General features: G+C 71.6%; 24 protein-coding genes and 1 pseudogene. 12 read left to right on the top strand and 13 right to left on the bottom strand.

The annotated features are described in order from the left end of the window. Positions 1-64 precede the first annotated feature (64 nt). Positions 65-1,246 (bottom strand): acetyl-CoA C-acetyltransferase, encoded by a 1,182-nt coding sequence (locus ACIBQ6_RS42440; RefSeq protein ID WP_358283483.1) that lies wholly within the window; start codon positions 1,244-1,246, stop codon positions 65-67. A gap of 86 nt (positions 1,247-1,332) precedes the next feature. On the opposite strand from ACIBQ6_RS42440, the gene mce reads away from it, so the two are divergent. From mce to ACIBQ6_RS42425, 3 genes are all read left to right on the top strand, one after another. Beyond that, positions 1,333-1,755 (top strand): methylmalonyl-CoA epimerase, encoded by a 423-nt coding sequence (gene mce / locus ACIBQ6_RS42435; RefSeq protein ID WP_352350044.1) that lies wholly within the window; start codon positions 1,333-1,335, stop codon positions 1,753-1,755. A gap of 191 nt (positions 1,756-1,946) precedes the next feature. Next, positions 1,947-3,236, top strand: a complete 1,290-nt coding sequence (locus ACIBQ6_RS42430; RefSeq protein ID WP_352350042.1) for a DivIVA domain-containing protein — start codon at positions 1,947-1,949, stop codon at positions 3,234-3,236. A gap of 123 nt (positions 3,237-3,359) precedes the next feature. After that, positions 3,360-4,499: an AI-2E family transporter gene (locus ACIBQ6_RS42425; protein WP_358283481.1), complete on the top strand. Its 1,140-nt coding sequence runs from the start codon at positions 3,360-3,362 to the stop codon at positions 4,497-4,499. On the opposite strand, the gene ACIBQ6_RS42420 is transcribed toward ACIBQ6_RS42425, so the two are convergent. Beyond that, positions 4,459-5,211 (bottom strand): alpha/beta fold hydrolase, encoded by a 753-nt coding sequence (locus tag ACIBQ6_RS42420; protein ID WP_358283479.1) that lies wholly within the window; start codon positions 5,209-5,211, stop codon positions 4,459-4,461. The two genes, ACIBQ6_RS42425 and ACIBQ6_RS42420, sit on opposite strands and share 41 nt — an antisense overlap. A 175-nt stretch (positions 5,212-5,386) precedes the next feature. On the opposite strand from ACIBQ6_RS42420, the gene ACIBQ6_RS42415 reads away from it, so the two are divergent. Next, a complete protein-coding gene (locus ACIBQ6_RS42415) occupies positions 5,387-5,830 on the top strand; it encodes a CAP domain-containing protein (protein ID WP_397218620.1) in 444 nt (147 codons plus the stop codon). 20 nt (positions 5,831-5,850) lie between these two features. Here the strand turns inward: ACIBQ6_RS42415 and ACIBQ6_RS42410 are convergent, their stop codons facing one another. Next, positions 5,851-6,612, bottom strand: a complete 762-nt coding sequence (locus ACIBQ6_RS42410) for an SDR family NAD(P)-dependent oxidoreductase (protein ID WP_397218619.1) — start codon at positions 6,610-6,612, stop codon at positions 5,851-5,853. Positions 6,613-6,687: 75 nt separating this feature from the next. Beyond that, positions 6,688-7,023 (bottom strand): hypothetical protein, encoded by a 336-nt coding sequence (locus ACIBQ6_RS42405; protein WP_397218618.1) that lies wholly within the window; start codon positions 7,021-7,023, stop codon positions 6,688-6,690. Between the two features lie 112 nt (positions 7,024-7,135). On the opposite strand from ACIBQ6_RS42405, the pseudogene ACIBQ6_RS42400 reads away from it, so the two are divergent. Continuing rightward, positions 7,136-7,438 (top strand): annotated as a pseudogene (locus ACIBQ6_RS42400) (response regulator); the annotation flags it as partial. 59 nt (positions 7,439-7,497) lie between these two features. Next, the gene (locus tag ACIBQ6_RS42395; protein WP_397218617.1) at positions 7,498-7,713 is read left to right on the top strand and encodes a sensor histidine kinase; all 216 of its coding nucleotides are present in this window, start codon (positions 7,498-7,500) and stop codon (positions 7,711-7,713) included. On the opposite strand, the gene ACIBQ6_RS42390 is transcribed toward ACIBQ6_RS42395, so the two are convergent. From ACIBQ6_RS42390 to ACIBQ6_RS42380, 3 genes are read right to left on the bottom strand one after another with little or no spacing between them, the layout of a single operon-like run. Continuing rightward, entirely contained in the window at positions 7,676-8,380 is a 705-nt protein-coding gene (locus ACIBQ6_RS42390) for an alpha/beta hydrolase (protein ID WP_397218616.1), read from the bottom strand. The two genes, ACIBQ6_RS42395 and ACIBQ6_RS42390, sit on opposite strands and share 38 nt — an antisense overlap. Before the next feature lie 10 nt (positions 8,381-8,390). After that, a complete protein-coding gene (locus ACIBQ6_RS42385) occupies positions 8,391-8,681 on the bottom strand; it encodes an ATP/GTP-binding protein (RefSeq protein ID WP_387667978.1) in 291 nt (96 codons plus the stop codon). Then, positions 8,678-10,126: a 3-hydroxyacyl-CoA dehydrogenase family protein gene (locus tag ACIBQ6_RS42380; RefSeq protein ID WP_397218615.1), complete on the bottom strand. Its 1,449-nt coding sequence runs from the start codon at positions 10,124-10,126 to the stop codon at positions 8,678-8,680. Before ACIBQ6_RS42380 ends, ACIBQ6_RS42385 begins: the two co-directional genes overlap by 4 nt. Positions 10,127-10,162: 36 nt before the next feature. Here ACIBQ6_RS42380 and nucS point away from each other — a divergent pair, with 36 nt between their 5' ends. The 5 genes from nucS to ACIBQ6_RS42355 all read left to right on the top strand — a co-directional run bounded on the left by nucS (position 10,163) and on the right by ACIBQ6_RS42355 (position 14,987). Continuing rightward, the gene (nucS, locus tag ACIBQ6_RS42375) at positions 10,163-10,825 is read left to right on the top strand and encodes an endonuclease NucS (protein ID WP_358283463.1); all 663 of its coding nucleotides are present in this window, start codon (positions 10,163-10,165) and stop codon (positions 10,823-10,825) included. A 107-nt stretch (positions 10,826-10,932) separates the two neighbouring features. Next, on the top strand, positions 10,933-12,234 hold the full coding sequence (locus ACIBQ6_RS42370) for a carotenoid oxygenase family protein (protein ID WP_397218614.1): 1,302 nt from the start codon (positions 10,933-10,935) through the stop codon (positions 12,232-12,234). Positions 12,235-12,237: 3 nt separating this feature from the next. Next, entirely contained in the window at positions 12,238-12,795 is a 558-nt protein-coding gene (locus tag ACIBQ6_RS42365; protein WP_358283459.1) for a GNAT family N-acetyltransferase, read from the top strand. A 32-nt stretch (positions 12,796-12,827) separates the two neighbouring features. Further along, positions 12,828-14,300 (top strand): aldehyde dehydrogenase family protein, encoded by a 1,473-nt coding sequence (locus ACIBQ6_RS42360; protein ID WP_387667993.1) that lies wholly within the window; start codon positions 12,828-12,830, stop codon positions 14,298-14,300. A gap of 144 nt (positions 14,301-14,444) precedes the next feature. Continuing rightward, positions 14,445-14,987 (top strand): TetR/AcrR family transcriptional regulator, encoded by a 543-nt coding sequence (locus ACIBQ6_RS42355; protein WP_397218613.1) that lies wholly within the window; start codon positions 14,445-14,447, stop codon positions 14,985-14,987. A 168-nt stretch (positions 14,988-15,155) separates the two neighbouring features. On the opposite strand, the gene ACIBQ6_RS42350 is transcribed toward ACIBQ6_RS42355, so the two are convergent. The 4 genes from ACIBQ6_RS42350 to ACIBQ6_RS42335 form a co-directional block, all read right to left on the bottom strand. Further along, a complete protein-coding gene (locus tag ACIBQ6_RS42350) occupies positions 15,156-15,473 on the bottom strand; it encodes an STAS domain-containing protein (protein WP_352350014.1) in 318 nt (105 codons plus the stop codon). A 61-nt stretch (positions 15,474-15,534) separates the two neighbouring features. Continuing rightward, positions 15,535-16,704, bottom strand: coding sequence for a histidine kinase (locus tag ACIBQ6_RS42345; RefSeq protein WP_358283453.1), 1,170 nt, complete (start codon positions 16,702-16,704; stop codon positions 15,535-15,537). Further along, the gene (locus ACIBQ6_RS42340) at positions 16,705-17,814 is read right to left on the bottom strand and encodes an ABC transporter permease (RefSeq protein WP_397218612.1); all 1,110 of its coding nucleotides are present in this window, start codon (positions 17,812-17,814) and stop codon (positions 16,705-16,707) included. It lies immediately after the preceding gene. Then, the gene (locus ACIBQ6_RS42335) at positions 17,811-18,707 is read right to left on the bottom strand and encodes an ATP-binding cassette domain-containing protein (RefSeq protein WP_352350010.1); all 897 of its coding nucleotides are present in this window, start codon (positions 18,705-18,707) and stop codon (positions 17,811-17,813) included. The genes ACIBQ6_RS42340 and ACIBQ6_RS42335 overlap by 4 nt, the downstream gene beginning before the upstream one ends. 127 nt (positions 18,708-18,834) lie before the next feature. Here ACIBQ6_RS42335 and ACIBQ6_RS42330 point away from each other — a divergent pair, with 127 nt between their 5' ends. Continuing rightward, positions 18,835-19,425 (top strand): cob(I)yrinic acid a,c-diamide adenosyltransferase, encoded by a 591-nt coding sequence (locus ACIBQ6_RS42330; protein ID WP_358283447.1) that lies wholly within the window; start codon positions 18,835-18,837, stop codon positions 19,423-19,425. Here the strand turns inward: ACIBQ6_RS42330 and ACIBQ6_RS42325 are convergent. Further along, on the bottom strand, positions 19,422-19,802 hold the full coding sequence (locus tag ACIBQ6_RS42325; RefSeq protein ID WP_358283445.1) for a DUF2550 domain-containing protein: 381 nt from the start codon (positions 19,800-19,802) through the stop codon (positions 19,422-19,424). The two genes, ACIBQ6_RS42330 and ACIBQ6_RS42325, sit on opposite strands and share 4 nt — an antisense overlap. A gap of 29 nt (positions 19,803-19,831) precedes the next feature. Continuing rightward, positions 19,832-20,233, bottom strand: a complete 402-nt coding sequence (locus tag ACIBQ6_RS42320) for a F0F1 ATP synthase subunit epsilon (RefSeq protein ID WP_080042501.1) — start codon at positions 20,231-20,233, stop codon at positions 19,832-19,834. Positions 20,234-20,389 lie beyond the last annotated feature (156 nt).

Below are 20,389 nucleotides of genomic sequence, written 5' to 3'. Positions count from 1 at the left end.
ACCGCGCACAGGGGGCAGGAGACAGGCCCACCCGACGACAGCGACGGGGTGGGGCCTGGACGGGTCAGGGCACGCGGATGATCAGCGCGTCGCCCTGCCCGCCGCCGCCGCACAGGCCGGCCGCCCCGAGGCCGCCGCCCCGCCGCTTCAGCTCGTACGCCAGCGTCAGCACGATCCGCGCCCCCGAGGCCCCGATCGGGTGCCCGAGCGCGATGCCGCCGCCGTTGACGTTCACCTTGTCCAGCGGCACGCCGAGCTCCTTGGCCGACTGCAGGACCACGCTCGCGAACGCCTCGTTGATCTCGATCAGGTCGAGGTCGTCGGCGGTCAGCCCCTGCTTGGACAGCGCGTGCTTGATGGCGTTGGCCGGCTGCGACTGCAGGGACGCGTCGGGCCCGGCCACGTTGCCGTGCCGGCCGATCTCCGCCAGCCACGGCAGCCCGAGCTCCTCGGCCTTGGCCTTCGACATGACCACCACGGCGCAGGCGCCGTCGGAGATCTGCGAGGCCGACCCGGCCGTGATGGTGCCGTCGGCGGCGAAGGCCGGGCGCAGCTTGGCCAGCGTCTCGGCGGTGGTGTCGCCGCGGATGCCCTCGTCCTCGCGGACGATCACCGGCTCGCCGCGGCGCTGCGGGATCTCGACCGGGACGATCTCCTCCTCGAAGACGCCGTTCTTGGTGGCGGCGGCGGCGAGCTGGTGGGAGCGGGCCGACAGGGCGTCCTGCTCGTCGCGGGCGATGCCGAGCCGGGCGTTGTGCCGCTCGGTCGACTCGCCCATCGCGCACTGGTCGAAGGCGCAGAACAGGCCGTCGTGGGCCATGGAGTCGACCACCTCGGAGCCGCCGTACTTGACGCCCTTGCGCAGCCCCGGCAGCAGGTGGGGGGCGTTGGTCATGGACTCCATGCCGCCCGCGACCACGATGTCGAACTCGCCGGCGCGGATGAGCTGGTCGGCCAGGGCGATGGCGTCGAGGCCCGACAGGCAGACCTTGTTGACCGTCAGCGAGGGCACGGTCATCGGGATGCCGGCCTTGACGGCGGCCTGGCGGGAGGGGATCTGGCCCGCGCCCGCCTGGAGCACCTGACCCATGATCACGTACTCGACGGCCTCGGGGGCCACTCCGGCACGTTCCAGGGCGGCCTTGATGGCGATGCCACCCAGTTCCACGCCGGACAGCCCGGACAGGGCGCCGAGCAACTTGCCGATGGGGGTACGAGCTCCGGCGACGATGACGGAACTGGACATTGGCGGCGGCCTCCTGTGCTCACGAGGGGTTCTTTGACACCATACCCACGAGTAGGAGCTCGCCCGCTATGGAGGTAGGCCACACAATGTTCATGCGCATCGACCACATCGGGATCGCCTGCCACGACCTGGAGGAGAAGATCGCGTTCTTCTCGGAGACGTTCGAGCTGACCGTCGTGGCCCGCGAGGTCAACGAGGCGCAGGGCGTCAAGGAGGCGATGCTGCACATCGCCGACGGCGAGGGCGGGGGCTCCTACATCCAGCTGCTGGAACCGCTTTCCGACGACTCGCCCGTGGGGAAATTCCTCGCCAAACGGGGCGAAGGTGTCCACCATGTGGCATTTGGGGTTTCCGACGTCGCCGAGGCCATGACTAAGATCAACGAGAAGGGCGTGAGGGTGCTGGACGAACGTCCGCGGCACGGTTCGATGGGGTCACAGATCGCGTTCCTGCACCCCAAAGATGTGGGAGGAATGCTCACCGAGTTGGTCCAAGCGGCCTCGCGCTAGCAAACGGAAATTTCGTACATAAGTAACTAGTCACGCAGAAAGCTGGACGGGGCCCGAAGGTGGCACCAGCGGAGTACGCTGGCTTCCCACCGGACAGGGAGCCTGCCGCGAGGCACAGGCTCCTGGCTCGGCTGCCCCGAACCCCCCGTCCGGCCCGTGTAGCCGTCTCGACAACCCAGGATCGAGCCTCCATGCAGTCCGACATCGACGCCCAGCTCAACAACTTCTTCGAGGACGCCCCGGCACGCGAGTTCGACGTCGTGCTCAGGGGCTACGACCGGCACCAGGTGCACGACCACCTCAAGCAGCTCGACCTGGAGCTACGCCAGTCCAGGGAGCAGGTCACCAACCTGCAGCGCGATCTGTCCGACTCCCAGCGCCAGCTGCAGGAGCAGGAGCGTCCGACGTACTCCGGTCTCGGCGCCCGCATCGAGCAGTTGCTGCGCCTGGCCGAGGAGCAGGCCACCGAGCTCGTGCAGGCCGCCCGGACCGAGGCCAACGAGATCAAGGCCGCCGCCAAGGTCGAGGCCGCCGACCTGCGGGCCGCCGCCGAGGCCGAGGCAGCCGAGAAGCGGGCCCAGGCCACGCGGGAGAGCGACGACATGCGCTCCACCGCCGAGCGGGACGCCGAGGAGATCCGCTCCACCGCCCGCCGCGAGGCCGACGAGCTGACCAACACCACCGAGCGCGAGGCCGCCAAGCTGCGGGCCACCGCCGACCACGAGGTGGCCGAGAAGCGGGCCGACGCCGAGCGCGAGATCGCCAAGCTGCGCACCACCACCGAGCGCGAGGTGGCGCAGCTGCGCGCCTCGACCAAGCGCGAGCGCGACGAGGTGCTGACCACCGCCAAGCGGCAGGCCGACGAGATGCGCGCGCAGGCTCAGCGGGTGCTGGAGGAGTCGGAGGCCAAGCGGGCCCAGGACGAGGCGGAGTTCGAGATCCAGCTCGCCTCCCGCCGGGAGGAGGCCGAGCGCCAGGAGGCCGAGCGCCACGCCACCGCCCAGGCCAACACGCAGAAGATGGTCGCCGAGGCCGAGCAGCGGGCCGCCACGGCCGAGTCGCGCGCCACGAAGGCCACCCAGCAGGCCGAGCAGACGCGCCGCGAGGCCGACCTGCACGCCAAGCAGCTCGTCGCCAACGCCCGCAAGAGCGCCGAGACGATCATGTCGGAGGCCAAGACCAGCGCCGAGACGATCGTCACCGAGGCGAAGAACGACGCCGAGCGCACCCGCACCACGATGCAGCGTCAGGTCGACGAGCTGACCAGGCAGCGAGACAGCATCACCAGCCACCTGGCCCAGCTGCGCCAGCTGCTCGGCGGCGCCGCCCTGCCGGGCCTGGAGCCGGAGCCCGCGGTCGCCGCGGCCCCGGCCAAGCCGGCCATCGCCGCGCCGGCCGCCGAGCCGGTCGCGCCGCCCACGACGCCCGCTCCCAAGGTCGAGGCCAAGAGCGAGGACGACGCGGAGTGGTGGCAGGAGTGACGGCGGGCTAGACGGGAGACCGCACACGGGGGCAGCGAACGGCTGGAGAGAGAGCCTGGTGACCTTGGGTCGCTAGGCTCTCTTTCTGTTTCCCGACACCTCCCGTCCCCCTAGGAGCCCCCCGTGTCCGCAGAAGCCGAGCCCAGGACCGCCGAGGAGGCCGAGGCGCCCCGGGAGCCCGGTCCCGCCGAGGAGCAGGGGCCCGCCGAGGAGCCGGCGCCGTACGGGCTGCCGGGCAAGCCGTTCGCCCGCGGGCCGTTCCTGTTCGGGCTGGTGGGCGGGCTGGGCGTGCTGACCGCCATCGCGCTCGCGCAGATGATCGAGAAGTCGCTCAGCACGATCATCCTCATCGTCGTGGCGATGTTCCTGGCCGTGGGCCTCAACCCGGCGGTCGAGGCGTTGCAGCGGCGCGGCCTGGGCAGGCGGCCGGCGATCTCGATCGTGTTCACCGGGGTGGTCGTGGCGTTCGCGCTGTTCGGCCTGGCCGTGGTGCCGCCGGTCAGCCAGCAGTTGTCGGAGTTCATCGCGGCCGTGCCCGGCTACATCACCGATCTGAGCAACCATCCGACGGTCCGCCAGATCGAGGCCGAGTACCACGTGCTGGCGCAGGTGCGCCAGTTCGTGACCAGCACGCTCGGGCCCGCGCTGGCCAGCGGCATCATGGGCGCGGGCCTGGTGGTGCTCAACGGCGTGTTCACCACCGTGACGCTGCTGGTGCTCATGCTGTACTTCCTCGGCTCGCTGCACACGATCAAGGAGTACCTGCTCAAGCTCGTCCCGGCCTCGCGCCGGCCGCGTACGACGGCCATCACCGAGCAGATCCTCACCGGCATCGGCGGCTACGTCGCGGGCAACGTGCTCATCTCGGTCATCGCGGGCGTGCTGACCTGGATCTTCCTGTCGATCGCCGGGGTGCAGTACGCGCTCGCGCTCGCCCTCGTCGTGGCCCTGACCGACCTGATCCCGCTGGTGGGCGCCACGATCGGCGCGGTGCTGGTCACCGGGGTCGCGCTGCTGCAGTCGCTGCCCGCCGGCATCGCCTGCGCCATCTTCTTCGTGGTCTACCAGCAGATCGAGAACTACTTCATCTACCCCAGGGTGATGAAGCGCTCGGTGGACGTGACGCCCGCCGTGACGGTGATCGCCGCGCTGTTCGGCGGCGCCCTGCTCGGCATCGTCGGAGCGTTGCTGGCGATCCCGGTGGCCGCCGCCATCGCGCTGATCATCCGGGAGATCGTGCTGCCCCGCCAAGCTCGGTCCTGAGGAACTCGGCCACCGTCGCGTTGAACGCCTCCGGCTGCTCGACCGCGCTCAGGTGACCGGCCTTGGGGATGACCTCCAGCCTGCCCTCGGGCGCGGCCCGTGCCATGGCCTCGGCGTCGGCGGGCGGTGACAGCTCGTCCTCCTCCCCCACGACGATCAGCAGGGGCACCTTCAGCTCGCCCAGCGTGCCGAAGGAGTCGGGACGCGCGGCCATGGCCCGTTGCGCCCAGGCCACGGCCCCCGGCGGGGCCGACTGCACCAGACCCTTGACCCGGCCGAACACCATGGCCCTGCGTTCCTTGGTCGTGGGCCCGATGAGCGCCGGCAGCACCTCGCTGACCAGCACCTCGCTCCCCTCGTCCAGCACGGCGCGGGCGATGCGTTCCCGGTTGTCCCTGGCGGCGGGCGGGTCGGTGCCGGCCTTGGTGTCGGCCAGGACCACGCCCAGCACCCGGTCGGGATGCCGGCGGCAGAACGCCATGGTCACGTAGCCGCCCATCGACAACCCGCCGACCACCGCCCGGTCGATGCCCTCGTCGTCGAGCAGCCGGGCGACGTCGTCGGCCATCAGATCGAGGGAGGGCTCGTCGTCGCCCAGCCTGGAGCCGCCGAACCCGCGCAGGTCGGGGGTGATGACCCGGCAGACCGTCGACAGCCCTTCGCGCTGGGCCAGCCACATCGCCGACGACAGCGGGAACGCGTGAAGCAGCACAACCGGGAGTCCGCTCCCGGCCGATCTCGTGTAGAGCTGCACGGACCACACGGTAGCCGGGTTCACGGAGACATTCACTTATTGACCTATGCCGGTATACCGGGATAAGCCCGACCGCTTCCGGACGTTGCCCTGCGGCGGTCCCAGCACGCACAATCCAGGCGAGGTGATAGCGATGGCCGGAATTCGTCCCGCCCTCCCCGACGCCACCAACAACGCCTTCCTGCAGGAGGCGCTGAACGAGGTCAACGCCCACCGGGCCAAGCACCACGCGCCCCCGCTCACGATGGACCCGCTGCTGGTCGGGTACGCCAGGTCCAGGGCCGCCTCGCGCTCCGAGCACGAGGGCCTGAGCGCCGGGCACGACGGCCTGCGCGCGGGCACCGGCGAGAGCCTCTTCTGGCACCCCGGTGACGCCACCGCCGGGGACGCGGTCGCCGCCTGGCACGACCGGGCGGCCGGTGACGGCCGGGCGGAGGCCGCCGGCGACTTCGGCCGGCTCGTCCGGGCGGGCACCACCAGGATGGGCGCCGGCCGCGTGGCGGGCAACGGCGGCCGGTCGTTCGAGACGTACGTCGTCTTCGTGTTCGAGCCACCGGGCGAGCCCGGGGCCGTCTGAGGCCCCCGGCGCACGAGGGCTCAGCCGATCGCGGTGGCCCCGCCGTCGACGAACAGCACCTGCCCGGTCATGTACGCCGACGCCTCCCCGGCCAGGAACACGGCCGGCTGGGCCATCTCCTCCGGCGTGCCCCAGCGCCGCATGGGCACGCCAGCGACCGTGGCCGCGGCGGCGGCCTCGTCCTGCCACAGGTTGCGGTTGAGGTCGGTGGCCGTCCAGCCGGGGCACAGGGCGTTGACCCGGACGCCCGCCGGCGCCCACTCGGCCGCGAGCGTCTTGGTCAGGGCCACCAGCCCGGCCTTGGCGGCGGCGTACGGGGCGAGCAGCGGAGCGCCGCGCGCCGCCACCGAGGCCACGTTGATCATCGAGCCGGAGCCGCGGCCCAGCAGGTGGGGCGCGACGGCGTGGCAGACGGCCATGGCGGAGTCGAGGTTGAGCCGCATCAGCTTGTCCCAGCCGGACAGGCGCAGGTCCTTGAACTCGACCAGGAAGTTCGAGCCGCCGGCGTTGTTGACGACGACGTCGAGGTGCCCGAGCCCGTCGATCGAGGCGGCGACGGCCGCGGCGGCCGCCTCGCGGTCGGTGAGGTCGGCCGGGATCACGACGGCCCGCCTGCCGAGCGCCTGGACCTCCTTGGCCACCTCGGCGAGGGGCTCGGCCGACCTGCTGACCAGGGCGACGTCGGCGCCCGCCGCGGCGTAGGCGAGCGCGATGGCCCGCCCGATGCCCTTCGACGCCCCGGTGACCAGAGCCGTCCTGCCGGACAGGTCGAACGCGCCCACACTGCCTCCTCGCTCGGAACCGAACAAGATTCTACAAATCTTGCCCGGCCCGCGCTATGCCCGTACCGCCCCAAATCACGACAGGACGGGCGCCGCTGGCGCGGCCGGAGCCTGCGGCGCGGCGGGCAGCCTCGCCCCTCGCGGCAGCAGCGACTCGCACGCCCTGACCGCCGCCCCGTACGTCGCCGACAGCGCGTCCACCCACTCGCCGTCGACGCTGAGGTTGATCAGCCCGTCCTCGGAGACGGTGACCCCGGGAAAGTCCGGCAGCCCGTGCGCGCGCACGCAGGCGGTGAACGCCTTCCCGCCGTCGCCCGGCCCGCTCTCCCCGTACGACGCCGCCGCCCCGCCCGCCACGGCGGCGAAGCCCAGGGCGGCCAGGGCCACCCGCCTGATGGTCGAACCCTTCATGATGACTCCTCCGTTTCGTCCGACGCTCCCAGCGAACCCCGCCCCCGGTTACCGCCCGGGAACGACGGCGGTTACCCCGCTGTAACCCCGCTCTGGGCATGCTGGGCGGACCATGAGGGTGCTGATCGTCGAAGACCACGAGGAGCCCGCCCACACCGTCGCCGCCGGCCTGCGCCGCGAGGGCATGGCCGTCGACGTGGCGCTGGACGGGCCCGCCGGGCTGGAACGCACGTCCGTCAACGACTACGACGTGGTCGTGCTCGACCGCGACCTGCCCGGCCTGCACGGCGACGACGTGTGCCGCAGCCTGGCCGCCGGCGGCCATCCGGCGCGCGTGCTGATGCTCACCGCCGCCGGGACCATCGACGACCGGGTGAGCGGGCTGGGCATCGGGGCCGACGACTACCTGCCCAAGCGGTGGCCACCGGTGTGCGGGCGGGCCTGGCCACGCTCAGCGTCGCCAACAGCGGCCCGGTGATCCCGCCCGACCGGGTCGCGACGCTGCTCCAGCCGTTCCAGCGGCTGGCGGGCGGCCGCCGGGCGGTCGGCGACGGGCTGGGGCTCGGCCTGTCGATCGTCGCCGCCGTCGTCCAGGCCCATCGCGGCACGCTGGAGGTGGTCGCGCGGCCGCAGGGCGGGCTGGAGGTGACCGTCAGATGTCCGTCGGCAGCGGGTACGTCTCCGGATTGACCCGCCGGACGATCTCGTTCAGCACGATCCGGACATAGGGCTCGCCCACCCACAGGTGCTTGGCGCCGTCGACCCCGATGACCTCGGCCTGCGGCACCCTGGCGAAGCGCCGCCGGGCCTCCTCCGGACGCAGGTAGTCGTCGAACTCGGGCACCATCGCCACCAGCGGCCGGCCGAACCGGGCCCAGGCGTCGAGGTCGTCGTCGGTGGCCCTGTGGAGCGGCGGCGAGAGCAGGATCGCCCCCTCGACCAGGGGGTCGTGGGCCCACTTCAGGGTCAGCTCGGTGCCGAAGGACCAGCCCACCACCCACACCCGCGGCAGGTCGTTGAACTCGGCGTACTCCAGCGCCGCCGCCACGTCGAACCGCTCGCCCTCGCCGCCGTCGAACGCGCCCCCGGAGGTGCCGCGCTCGGAGCTGGTGCCGCGCGTGTTGAAGCGCAGCACGGCGAGGTCGGCGAGCGCGGGCAGCCGGTTGGCGGCCTTCTTGTAGACGTGGCTGTCCATGAACCCGCCGTGGGTGGGCAACGGGTGCAGGGTCACCAGGGTCGCCACTGGCGGCCGGTCGAGGGGCTGGGCCAGCTCGCCGACCAGGGTCAGGCCGTCGGCCGTCTGCAGTTCGATCGGCTCACGCCTGGCGGGCAGCACGGTGGCCGCGCGAATCTCCACGGGGGTCCTCCTAGTAGCGGCTGCGGCCGGGGCCGCGGTCGAGTCTCTTGCGCCAGCAGGCCGGATGCCAGTGGCGGCGCTCCTCGTCGCCGCCCGGCCAGTCGGGCCAGGCGACCAGGTGCGGCCTGCCGCCCAGGATCTCCTGGTCGCAGCCGGGGCAGCGGTAGGTCTTGGTCGAGGACGCGCCCGTGAGCATGCGCACCTTCCAGTCGCCGTCCGGCCATTGCTCCACCTTGTCGTTGCCGGTGGGAAGGCCGAGCGGGCGGGAGTCGTCCCTCCGGCGGGCGCGGCGGGGGCTCATGAGCGGGGGAACTCGCTCACACCGGCCGTGACGAGCTGGTCGAGCAGGGGGGCGGGGGCGAAGGCGGGCTCGCGGTACTCGGCGTACAGGGCCCTGAGGCCGTCGCGGACCCTGGCCAGGCCGAGGTAGCCCAGCATCTCGAACGGGCCGGCCGGGTAGCCGCAGCCCAGCCGCATGGCGGCGTCGATGTCGGCGATGGAGGCGTAGCCGGAGTCGTACATGCGGACGGCGTCGTTGAGGTAGGGGAACAGCAGCGCGTCGGCCACGAACCCGGCCCGGTCCTTGCACGAGACGGGCACCAGACCGGCGACCCGCATCAGGTCGCGCGCCGCCTTGGCGGCCCCCGGCGAGGTGAGCGCGGTGCCGGCCAGCTCGGCCACCTTGTCGCCGACGACGTGCACGCCGACCATCCTGGTGGGGTCGGACAGGCGCACGGCGTGCTCGATCACCGGACGGTCGGTGCAGCGCAGCACGGTGTCGGGCGCGTCGGACGGCCCGAACCCGGAGGCCCGCAACCGCTCACCGAGCCCGTGGACGTCGGGCCCGTCGATGCCGAACGTGATGACCGTGGACTTCTCCGGCTCCTTGGGCGGCTCCTGCGGCCCGTAGAAGCCGTGGCCGCTCTTGCGGCCGAGCCGCCCGGCGGTGACCAGCTCGCGCAGCAGCGGCGAGGGCGCGTGCCGGCGGTCGCGCGTCTCGTCGAACAGCACCTCCATCACCTCGTACGCGGTGTCGAGCCCGATCAGGTCGAGCAGCGCGAACGGCCCCATCGGCAGCCCCACGCCCAGCCGCATCGCGTCGTCGATGCCGTCGCGCGTGGCGATGCCCAGCTCCAGCAGGACGGCGGCGTGGTTCAGATAGGGCAGCAGCAGCCGGTTGACCACGAACCCGGCCCGGTCGCCCGCAGGTACGGCGGTCTTGCCCAGCCGCCCGGCCAGCTCGCAGATCTCGGAGACCACTCCGGGCGCGGTCACCACCGTGCCCACCACCTCGACCAGCCGCATCACCGGCGCCGGGTTGAAGAAGTGCATGCCGACCACGCGCCCGGGCCGGCCCGTGGCGGCGGCGACGGCGGTGACCGGCAGCGAGGAGGTGTTGGTGGCCAGCACCGTCTCGGGCTTGCAGATCCGGTCGAGGTCCTGGAACAGCGAGATCTTCAGGTCGAGCACCTCGGGGATCGCCTCGATCACGAGGTCGGCCTCGCGCAGGTCCTCGCGCGAGGTGGTCAGCGTGACGCGCCCCAGGATCTCGGCCCGCTGGCCGTCCGTCAGCTTGCCCCGGTCGGCCGCCCTGGCCGTGGAGCGCTCGACGTGCCCGCGCCCTCTGGCCAGCGCCTCGACGTCGGCCTCGACGCCGATCACCCGGAGCCCGGCACGCGCGAAGACCTCGGCGATCCCGGCGCCCATCGTGCCGAGCCCGACAACTCCCACCGTTTCAAACGCCATGCGACCAGTTTTCCAGAGCCGCTAAGGTGGACCGTCATGCGGCTGGTCATCGCGCGGTGCAGCGTGGATTACATCGGACGGCTCACGGCGCATCTGCCGATGGCGCCGAGGCTCGTCCTCATCAAGGCGGACGGGAGCGTCAGCATCCACGCCGACGACCGCGCCTTCAAACCGCTCAACTGGATGAATCCTCCGTGCAAGCTCAAGGAGGACGGCGAGACCTGGACGGTCACCCACGGCAAGACCGGCGAGAAGCTGGTCCTGACCATGGCGGAGATCATCCACGACTCCAGCCACGAGCTGGGCGTCGACCCCGGCCTGATCAAGGACGGCGTGGAGGCCCACCTCCAGGAGCTGCTGGCCGAGCACATCACGACCCTGGGCGAGGGCTACTCGCTGATCCGCCGCGAGTACATGACGGCCATCGGGCCGGTCGACATCCTGTGCCGCGACGCGCTGGGCGCGACGGTGGCCATCGAGATCAAGCGGCGCGGCGAGATCGACGGCGTCGAGCAGCTCACCCGCTACCTGGAGCTGCTCAACCGCGATCCGCTGCTCGCGCCGGTGCGCGGGGTGTTCGCCGCGCAGGAGATCAAGCCGCAGGCGCGCGTGCTGGCCGCCGACCGGGGCATCGACTGCGTCACCCTCGACTACGCCGCCCTGCGCGGCATCGAGCCGGAGAACCCGACCCTCTTCTAGCTCCTCCCGGCCTCGTAGCGGGCCGGGACTTCCCATGGTCTGACATTCCTGTGTTGACACGTCTCTCATGGACGTTCTAGTTTCGACCTATCGAGATTGGAGTGTTCATGGACGTTCCCGCGTATCTCAGCGGCGACCTGGCGCCGGTCCCCGACGAGATCGAGGCGCACGACCTGGAGGTCACGGGCGCGCTGCCCGCCGAGCTGACCGGGCGCTACTTCCGCAACGGGCCCAACCCGCGGCCGGGCGAGGATCCCGGCCACTGGTTCGCCGGGCACGGCATGCTGCACGGCGTCCGCCTGCGGGACGGGCGGGCCGAGTGGTACCGCAACCGGTGGGTGCGGACCAGCAAGTTCACCGACGACGCGCCGTTCGTCTCCGACACCGGCGTCGATCTCGCCGCGGTGACCGCCAACACGCACGTCGTCCGGCACGCCGGGCGCATCCTGGCGCTCGTGGAGAACGGCCTGCCGCACGAGGTGACGCCCGAGCTGGCCACCGTGGGCCCGTGCGACTTCGGCGGACGGCTGACCACCGCGATGACCGCCCACCCCAAGCACGACCCGCTCACCGGCGAGCTGCACTTCTTCGGCTACGGGTACTTCCCGCCGTTCCTCACCTACCACCGGCTCTCGGCCGCCGGCGAGCTGGTGGAGAGCAGGGAGATCGAGGTGCCGGGGCCGACGATGATGCACGACTTCGCCGTCACCGAGCACCACCTGATCTGGCTGGACCTGCCGGTGGTGTTCGACCTGAACCGCGGCGGCATGCCGTACGCGTGGGAGGACGACTACGGCGCCAGGATCGGCGTCACCCCCCGGACGGGCGGCCCGACCCGCTGGTTCGACGTCGACCCCTGCTACGTCTTCCACGTCGGCAACGCCTGGGAGGACGAGCGGGGGCGCGTCGTCCTGAACGCCGCCCGCTACTCCCCCGGCGCGTGGTCGGCCGTCTGGAAGCAGATCGGCGGCGCCGCCGACCCGGCCCGGCACGCGGGCGCCGCCGGCGCGGCCGCCCTGCACCGCTGGATCCTCGACCCGGCCACCGGCACGGCCACGGAGGAGGCGCTGGACGACCGCGGCGTGGAGTTCCCCACGTTCAACGAGGACCTGCTCGGCCGGCCCAGCCGCCACCTGTACACGGTGGGCGCCGACGCCGTCGTCAAGTACGACCTGCGCGACGGTTCCGCCCAGGTCAGGAAGACCGGCGGCGCCACCGGCGAGGCGGTGTTCGTGCCGGCCGAGGGGGCCGCGGGCGAGGACGAGGGGTGGCTGCTGTCGATCGTCACCTCCGGGGAGTCGTCCGAGCTGCTGGTGCTGGACGCGAGCGACCTGTCCGGCGTCGCGTCGGTGCGGCTGCCCAGGCGGGTGCCGGCGGGCTTCCACGGCTCGTGGTTCGCGGAGGGCTGACCGGTGGAGATCAGGCAGTCCGACGACTTCGACGCCGCCGGCGACGCGCTGGCCAGGGCCTTCCACGACGATCCGGTGGTCGGCTGGCTGCTGCCCGGCGGTCGCGGCGCGGCGGGGATGTTCACCACGATCGCCCGTCACATGCACGCGTTCACCGATACGGCGCTCAGCGGGGGCGGCGCCGTGGCGGGGGTCGCGCTGTGGGACCCGCCGGGCCACCGGCCCGACGCGGAGGCGGGCGTGCCCGGCCTGGTGGCGGCCATGGGCGACCGGGTGCGCCAGGGCCTGCTGCTGGAGGAGGAGTTCGCCCGGCACAAGCCGGAAGGCCCCTACTGGTACCTGGCCCAGCTCGGCACCGTGCCCGAGCTCCAGGGCACCGGCGTGGGCGGCGCGCTGCTGCGCGCGGGCCTGGCCAGGTGCGGCGGCCTGCCCGTCTACCTGGAGAGCAGCAAGGAGTCGAACGTGCCCTTCTACGAGCGGTTCGGGTTCGCGGTCACCGAGCGGTTCACGCTGCCGGACGGGCCGCCGGTGTGGGGGATGCTGCGTCCGCCCCGGAGCTAGTAAGCGACGGCTTACCGGTTTATCGTGACGCCATGACCACGCTGACGTTCGACTCACTGAACCCGGCTACCGGCGAGGTCGTCGGCAGTCACCCCAAGAACGACGCCCAGGCCGTGCGCGAGGCCGTGACCAGGGCCGAGACGGCCGCGGAGTGGTGGGCGGCCCTGCCCGCGGGCGAGCGCAGGCGCCGCCTGCTCGACTACAAGGCGGTCCTCACGCGGCGCCTGCGGGAACTGGCCGCGCTGGTGCACGAGGAGACCGGCAAGCCGGTGGGCGACGCCACGCTGGAGATCGTGCTGGCCGTCACGCACCTCGACTGGGCGGCCCGCAACGCCGCCAAGGTGCTGGGCCGCCGCCGCGTGGCGACCGGCATGCTGGGGCTCAACCTGGCCGCCACCCTGGAATACCTGCCGCTCGGCGTGGTCGGCGTGATCGGCCCGTGGAACTACCCGGTGTTCACCCCCATGGGGTCCATCGCGTACGCGCTGGCCGCCGGCAACGCGGTCGTGTTCAAGCCCAGCGAGCTCACCCCGGGCGTGGGCGTGCGACTGGCGGAGCTGTTCGCCGAGTCGGTGCCCGAGCAGCCGGTGTTGCAGACGGTGACCGGGCTCGGCGAGACCGGCGCGGCGCTGGCCGCCGACCCCCGGGTGCGGAAGGTGGCCTTCACCGGCTCGACCGCCACCGCCAAGCGGGTCATGGCGGCGTGCGCGGAGAACCTCACGCCCCTCGTGGCCGAGTGCGGCGGCAAGGACGCCTTCATCGTGGACGCCGACGCCGACCTGCCCGCCGCGGCCGACGCCTGCCTGTGGGGCGCGATGTCGAACGCGGGCCAGACCTGCGCGGGCGTCGAGCGGGTCTACGTGGTCGACGCGGTGTACGAGCCGTTCATGCGGGAGCTGTCGGAGCGGGCCGCCGAGGTCAAGGCCGGCCAGGACTACGGCCCGATCACCATGCCCGCCCAGATCGACATCATCCGGCGGCACATCGACGACGCCACCAAGTCCGGAAAAGTGGTGACCGGCGGCCCAGGCTCGGTCCGGGCGCCGTTCGTCGACCCGGTCATCGTGGCGGACGTGCCCGAGGACTCCCCGGCCGTGCGCGAGGAGACGTTCGGGCCGACGATCACCGTCCGGCGCACCCGCGACGCGCAGGAGGCCCTGGAACTGGCCAACGCCTCGGCGTACGGGCTGGCGGGCACGATCTTCTCGCGGGACGCCCGCCGGGCGACGCGGCTCGCGCGGGCGATGCGTACCGGGATGACCGCCGTCAACTCGGTCATCTCCTTCGCCGGGGTGCCCGCCCTGCCGTTCGGCGGGGTCGGCGACTCGGGCTTCGGCCGCATCCACGGAGCCGACGGCCTACGCGAGTTCACCAGGCCGAAGGCGGTCTCCCGCCAGCGCTTCGCCCTGCCCGGCATGAACCTGACCTCCTTCAGGAGAGGCCCCGACGAGCTTGAGCGACTGATCAGGCTTGTCACGTTCTTGCACGGACGACGTAAAAGATAATCATCGCGCTCTTTCCCAAATCCGATCATCCGTCCATAATTGTGTGCTCTGGGGGCCACGATCATGTTGGACGGGTGGAATGTGAACCGGTCTTACCGGGGAATGTCGGCTGAGCAAAGGCTGGCGGACAGACGCGAGCGGCTGATGACGGCCGCCTACACGCTATACGCGAAACCAGGTTTCGCGGCGACGACCATCGAAAGATTGTGCTCGGAGGCGCGGATCTCCAACCGCGCCTTCTACGAATGTTTCGGCGGCCGCGAGGAGTTGCTCCAGGCGCTGCACGAGCGGTGCGTGGAGGAAAGCCTCGCGGTTGTGGCCAAAGCGTTACAGGAGGCGCCGGGCACGCTTGACGGAAGAGTCAAGGCGGGGATTCGCGCCTATATCGAGTTCGCCGCCGCCGACTGGCGGCGGGCCCGCATCATGCACCTGGAGGTGCGCAGGTCGGGTGACGTCCTGACAGCCTCGCGTCAGCGGGCAGTGGACTCCTTCGCCCGGCTCGTGGAGGAGGCGTCGGCGGATTTCCTGCAGGCCCGCTCGCTGAAACGGCGCCTGGTTGCACTTGGCGTAATTGGCGCGCTGCAAGAGCTGCTGATCGAATGGATACTGGCCGACCAGCAGCCGGCCATCGACGATCTGGTCGAGGTGGCGGTGCACATCTTCATCCGCAGCCTCAGTCCGTCGTGACCCGCCGATTACCCGCAGTGATGGGGTCACAGAATAATCACTTTCACAGTTCTTTCCGAGTGCCCACGCCCGTGATAGCGGGCCAGCCGAAATCTACATTCCCTCTATATTCGGCTCGTGAAAGGGCACGGGCGACGGCTGATCGGCGCCCGGCCCCGATATGTGACCTCAGGCCACCGCGGCCGCGGGAACCTCGACGAGCAGGACCCGATTCAGCCGGGTCACCGCCAGGATCCGCATGATCCGCGGGGGCACCCCCCGAAGAACGAGGCGGCGTTGCACGCTGATCGCGCGCCGATGCGCTCCGACCAGCACCCCGAGCCCGGTGGCGTCGATCATCTCCAGCTTGGAGAGGTCGAGGATGAGGTCGCCCTCGCCGGCGTCGAGCGCGGCGTGCAGCCGCTCACGCACGCCGGCCGACGTGCCGGCGTCGAGCCGGGCACCGATCCGCACCGTCTGGCCTCGTGGATTGCGCCGGACGCGCATGCCACCTCCTCAATCACGCACACGGCGTGGTCGCCGGGATCGAAACCCCCGCTCTCCTCCCCTACCCATCTATCGGGAGTGACACGACAGCCGTCAGCAGGAACTGTCCGTCGCCGGTGGGACGGGCCGTCATGCGCCCGCCCACGGCGGCCACCCGCTCGCCCATGCCGGTCAGCCCGCTGCCCAGGTCGTCGGCCTGCCTGCGGGCCACGCCGTCGTTGCGCACCGCCAGTTCCGCCTCCTGGTCGGTGAAGCGCAGGGTGATGTCGCAGAAGGTCGCGGCGCTGTGCTTCAGCACGTTCGTGACCGCCTCACGCACCGCGTAGGCGAACACCGGCGCGACCCCGTGGGGCAGCTCGCGGTGCGGCAGGCGCACCTCGCAGCGGACGCCGGCCGCTTCGAGCACTCCCTTCACGCTATTCAGCTCAGCGGTCAAGTCAAGTTCGCGGTAGCCGCGCACGGCCTGGCGCAGCTCGCGCAGGGCCTTGCGGGTCAGCGTGTTCACCTCCGCCATCTCGTCCCTGGCGGCCCTGCCGTCGGCGTCGGCCAGGCGTACGGCCAGCTCGGTCTTGACGGCGATGGCGGACAGCTGGTGGCCGACGAGGTCGTGCAGGTCCCTGGCGAAGCGCAGCCGCTCCTCGGCCAGCGCCAGCCGGGTGTGCGCCTCGCGGCCGTCGTGTGCCTGCACGGCCAGCGACCAGATCCAGGCCCACATCCTGTTGGTGCAGGGCAGCGCCGTGGCCCACACGACGTCGAGGGCGGTGATGACGAGCAACGAGACGAGGAAGGAGTCACCGCTCAGCGCCAGCAGGCCCGTCCCGCCCAGCACGGACAGTGCGCCGAGCCCGACGCAGGCCGCGCACGTCGCCGCGCCCAGCGCCAGCGCCCGGCGCGCGGGCAGCCCGATCACCACCACGGACAGCCAGACCATGGGCACGAACCCCCAGCCCATCGGGTCGGCCCCGCCGAGCACCGCCGCCAGGAACGCCAGAGCGCCGGTCCACACGACCTCCCTCGTGGGATACCGGCGCTCCATGACCGCGGCGACGACGCGTACGTAGAGCCAGGTGAAGGCGAGCGCCGCGATCGTCGCGAGCAGCAGGCGCGGCCAGCCGGCCGCCCCCGAGCCGAGGCTGAACACGGTCGACGCGATCAGGAAAATCCACATGATCACGAGCGTCGAGTTCAGCATCCGGCGGGCCAGCCGCCGCGCCCGCGTGATCGCGTCCATCTAGCCCGCGCGCAGCACGTCGCCGAGCTTCAGCCGGGCGCCCGTGCGCAGCACCGCCCGCTCGTAGACCTTGGCGCCGAACGACAACACCGCCAGCACGGCCACGGCCATCGCCGCCATGGACGCCGCCACCTGCCACATCGGCACGTCGGCCGCCGCCATCCGGACCGGCATGATCATCGAGGAGAACGGCGGGATGTAGGACATCACCGTGGCCAGCGTGCCCGTGGGATCGTTGGTGGCGTAGAAGGCCACGAAGTAGGTGACCATGATGAGCATGGTCAGCGGCGACATCACGCTGCTCACCTCCTCCTGGCGGGAGACCAGCGAGGCGAACGCGGCCGCGAGCGTGGCGAAGAAGGCGTACCCGAGCACGAACCAGACCAGGACGGCGACCACCAGCCCCGGCACGCCCGGCGGGAAGTCCGCGGCGAACCCCGACACCGACGTGGCGACCAGGCCGACGGCGAGGATGGTGAGCAGGTTGATCAGCCCGAGCACGCCCAGCCCGACGATCTTGCCGCCGAGCAGCTGCCACGGGCGCACCGCCGCGAGCAGGATCTCCACGATCCTGCTGCCCTTCTCCTCCACCACGCCCATCGCCACCATCATGACCTGGCCCATGAGCAGCATGAACAGGACGAGCACCAGCACCACGGCGATGCCGGTCCTGGCCGCCTGGTAGCGGGTGTCCACGCCCACGGAGACCATCTGCAGCGGCGGGATCGTCACCCCGGCCGCGCCGAGCCGCATCTCCCGGTTGGTGCTCTGCATGAGCACGCCGAGCTTGCTGTCGATCTCGCCGTCGGTGAGCACCTTGTCGCCGTTGACCAGCACCGCGTCCACGTCACCGGCCAGCACGGCCTTCTTGGCCGCGGCCTCGTCGGGGAAGGAGCGCCACTCGAACTCGGCGTCCGGCGCAGCGGCCTTCAGCGGGAGCTGCTGGGAGTTGACCGTGCCCAGCGTGTACGAGTCGTTCCCGCCCATGATCTTCGGCGCGAAGGAGACGGCCGCCACCAGCAGCGCGGTCACCAGCAGGCCGACCAGGAACGTCTTCGTGCGCACCTGCGTGACGATCTCGCGGCGGGCGACCAGCATCAGTCCGTTCACGCCACGGCCTCCTTGAAGATCTCGGTGAGGGTCGGCTGCTCGACCCCGAAGTGCTCGACGCGGCCCGCCTTCATGGCGCGGCGCAGGATCTCCTGGTCGTCGCCCTCGGTCGTCCGCAGGGTGTGCAGGTCGCCGTGGACGGTCACCGTGCCCGGCAGGCCGTCGGCCCAGCCCGGGGCGGGGTCGCGGACCTCCACGCGCAACGTGTCGCCCTCGGCGGCGCGCAGCTCGGCCACCGTGCCCGTCGCGACCATCCGGCCGCCGGAGACGATGCCCACCGAGTCGCACAGCCGCTCCACCAGGTCGAGCTGATGGCTGGAGAAGATCACCGGCACGCCGCTCCTGCAGCGTTCCTGGAGCGCCCCGGCCAAGGCGTCCACGGCGAGCGGGTCGAGCCCCGAGAACGGCTCGTCCAGGACCAGCGCCTCCGGGTCGTGCACCAGCGCCACGGCGAGCTGCACGCGCTGCTGGTTGCCCAGCGACAGCGTCTGCACCGCGTCGCCTCTGCGCTCGGTCAGCCCCAGCCGCTCGATGAGCTCGTCGGCGGCCTTCTTCGCCGCCGCCGGGGCGAGCCCGTGCAGCCGGCCGAAGTACTCGATCTGCTCGCTGACCCGCATCTTCTGGTACAGCCCGCGCTCCTCGGGCATGTAACCGAACCGCGTGCGGTCGTCGTAGCCCAGCGCGCGGTCCCGCCAGCGCACCGAACCGGAGTCGGCCTGGAGCACGCCCATGACGATGCGCATCGTCGTCGTCTTGCCCGCACCGTTCGCGCCCACGAAGCCGTACATCTCGCCCGGACGTACCGTGAAGCTGATCCCGTCCAGGGCGACCTTGCCGCCGGGGTTGTCGGGACCGCCCGCGAAGCGCTTGCGCAGCTCGCTGATCTCGAGCATCAGGTCCTCTCTCTCGTCATGGGTAGATTGTGGCTTTGGCGGCGTTCGCCCTGGTAGTCGTGGAAATCATGGACGCGACATGGAAAGCGCGTCCCGTTCGGATGACATTTGTCATTACGCTGGGCTCATGACGCGTGCCGACAAGGACAAGCCCGTCGTCCTCTCCCGCATCTACACCCGTACGGGCGACGACGGCACCACGAACCTGAGCGACATGAGCCGCGCGGCCAAGACCGACACCCGGCTGGCCGCCTACGCCGACGTCGAGGAGGCCAACGCCTGCCTGGGCCTGGCCCTGTCCCACGGCACCCTGTCCGCCGACCTCGTGGCGCTCCTCGTGCGCATCCAGAACGAGCTGTTCGACGTGGGGGCCGACCTGGCCACACCGGTGGTGGACGAGCCGGAGTTCCCGCCGCTGCGGGTGGAGCAGTCCTACATCGACCGGCTGGAGGAGCAGTGCGACCGGCTCAACGCCGAGCTCCAGCCGCTGCGCAGCTTCATCCTGCCCGGCGGCGACCCGGCCACGGCCGCGCTGCACCTGGCCCGGGTGACGGTACGCCGGGCCGAGCGCACCACGTGGGCGGCGCTAGAGGCCCACGACGACGTCAACCCGCTGACCGCCAAATACCTCAACAGGCTCTCCGACCTGCTCTTCATCGCCTGCCGGATCGCCCACGGCGGCAACGAGATCCTCTGGAAGCCCGGCGGCACCCGTTAGGCGACGTCGAGGTACGCGCTGGGCGGCGCCGACTCCAGCCAGGCGAGGAAGCCGGTGAGGGCGTCGGCGCTCATCGCCAGCGACAACCCGCGCGTCGTGCCGCCGCAGTCGACGGCGTAGAGGCCGCCGTCGATCTCACGCCGGGCGGAAACGACGAGGCCGCGCCTCGCGATCGCGTGGCGCGGCCTCAGTCGGACGCCCATGAGCGGAATCCAGTGGAGCTCACCGTCGGCGTAGCGGGCCACCCCGCTCTGCCACCCTCGGCTGCCCACTTTCAGCCGGCAGGGTACGCTGCCGCGCGAACGGGCGAGCGTCACCCCTCGAAGGACCACGAGGGCGACCAGCAGCAACAACAACACCGAAACCGTCGCCACCATGGCCGCCCCCCTGAATCCCGTTGTATGTATTAAACCTCTTCGCCCGCCGCGCGCAGCCGGGCCCTGGCCCGCTTCGCCTCGATCGCCGCGTCGGCGTCCTCCTGGTTGGCCTCGATCGAGGCCTGAGCCCGGTCGAGAGCGTCTCGGGCGGCCGCGACGTCGACCTCGGAACCGAGCTCGGCGACCTCGGCGAGCACCGACACCTCATCATCGGCCACGGAGATGAACCCCCCGTGAACGGCCGCGACGAGCTCGGGCTCACCTTCCCGCTTGACGCGCAGCACGCCGCCCTCGACGAGGACGCCGAGCACGGGTGCGTGTTGCGGCATAATACCGATCTCGCCGTCAACGGTCTTGGCAATCACCATGTCGGCCTCGCCCGACCAGATCTCACGCTCGGGTGAGACAACCCCTACGCGTAGCTTCGCCACTTCGTCAGGTTCCTTTCCGATCAGGTAGCGGGCCGGGGTGTGCCCCCCCGGCCGCGACCCGAGGGGGGTCAGCGACCCGCCAGTTCCGTTGCCGTGGCCCCCGCCCGGGCGATGCCCCCCACCAACAAGAACGCCAGCTCGGGCCGGGGGTCGGAC

It is taken from the genome of Nonomuraea sp. NPDC049655, from assembly GCF_044465465.1.
In the GTDB taxonomy this organism is placed as follows: domain Bacteria; phylum Actinomycetota; class Actinomycetes; order Streptosporangiales; family Streptosporangiaceae; genus Nonomuraea.
Note: the sequence above shows the minus strand (reverse complement) of the source record. Positions and strands in the feature narration are given on the sequence as shown.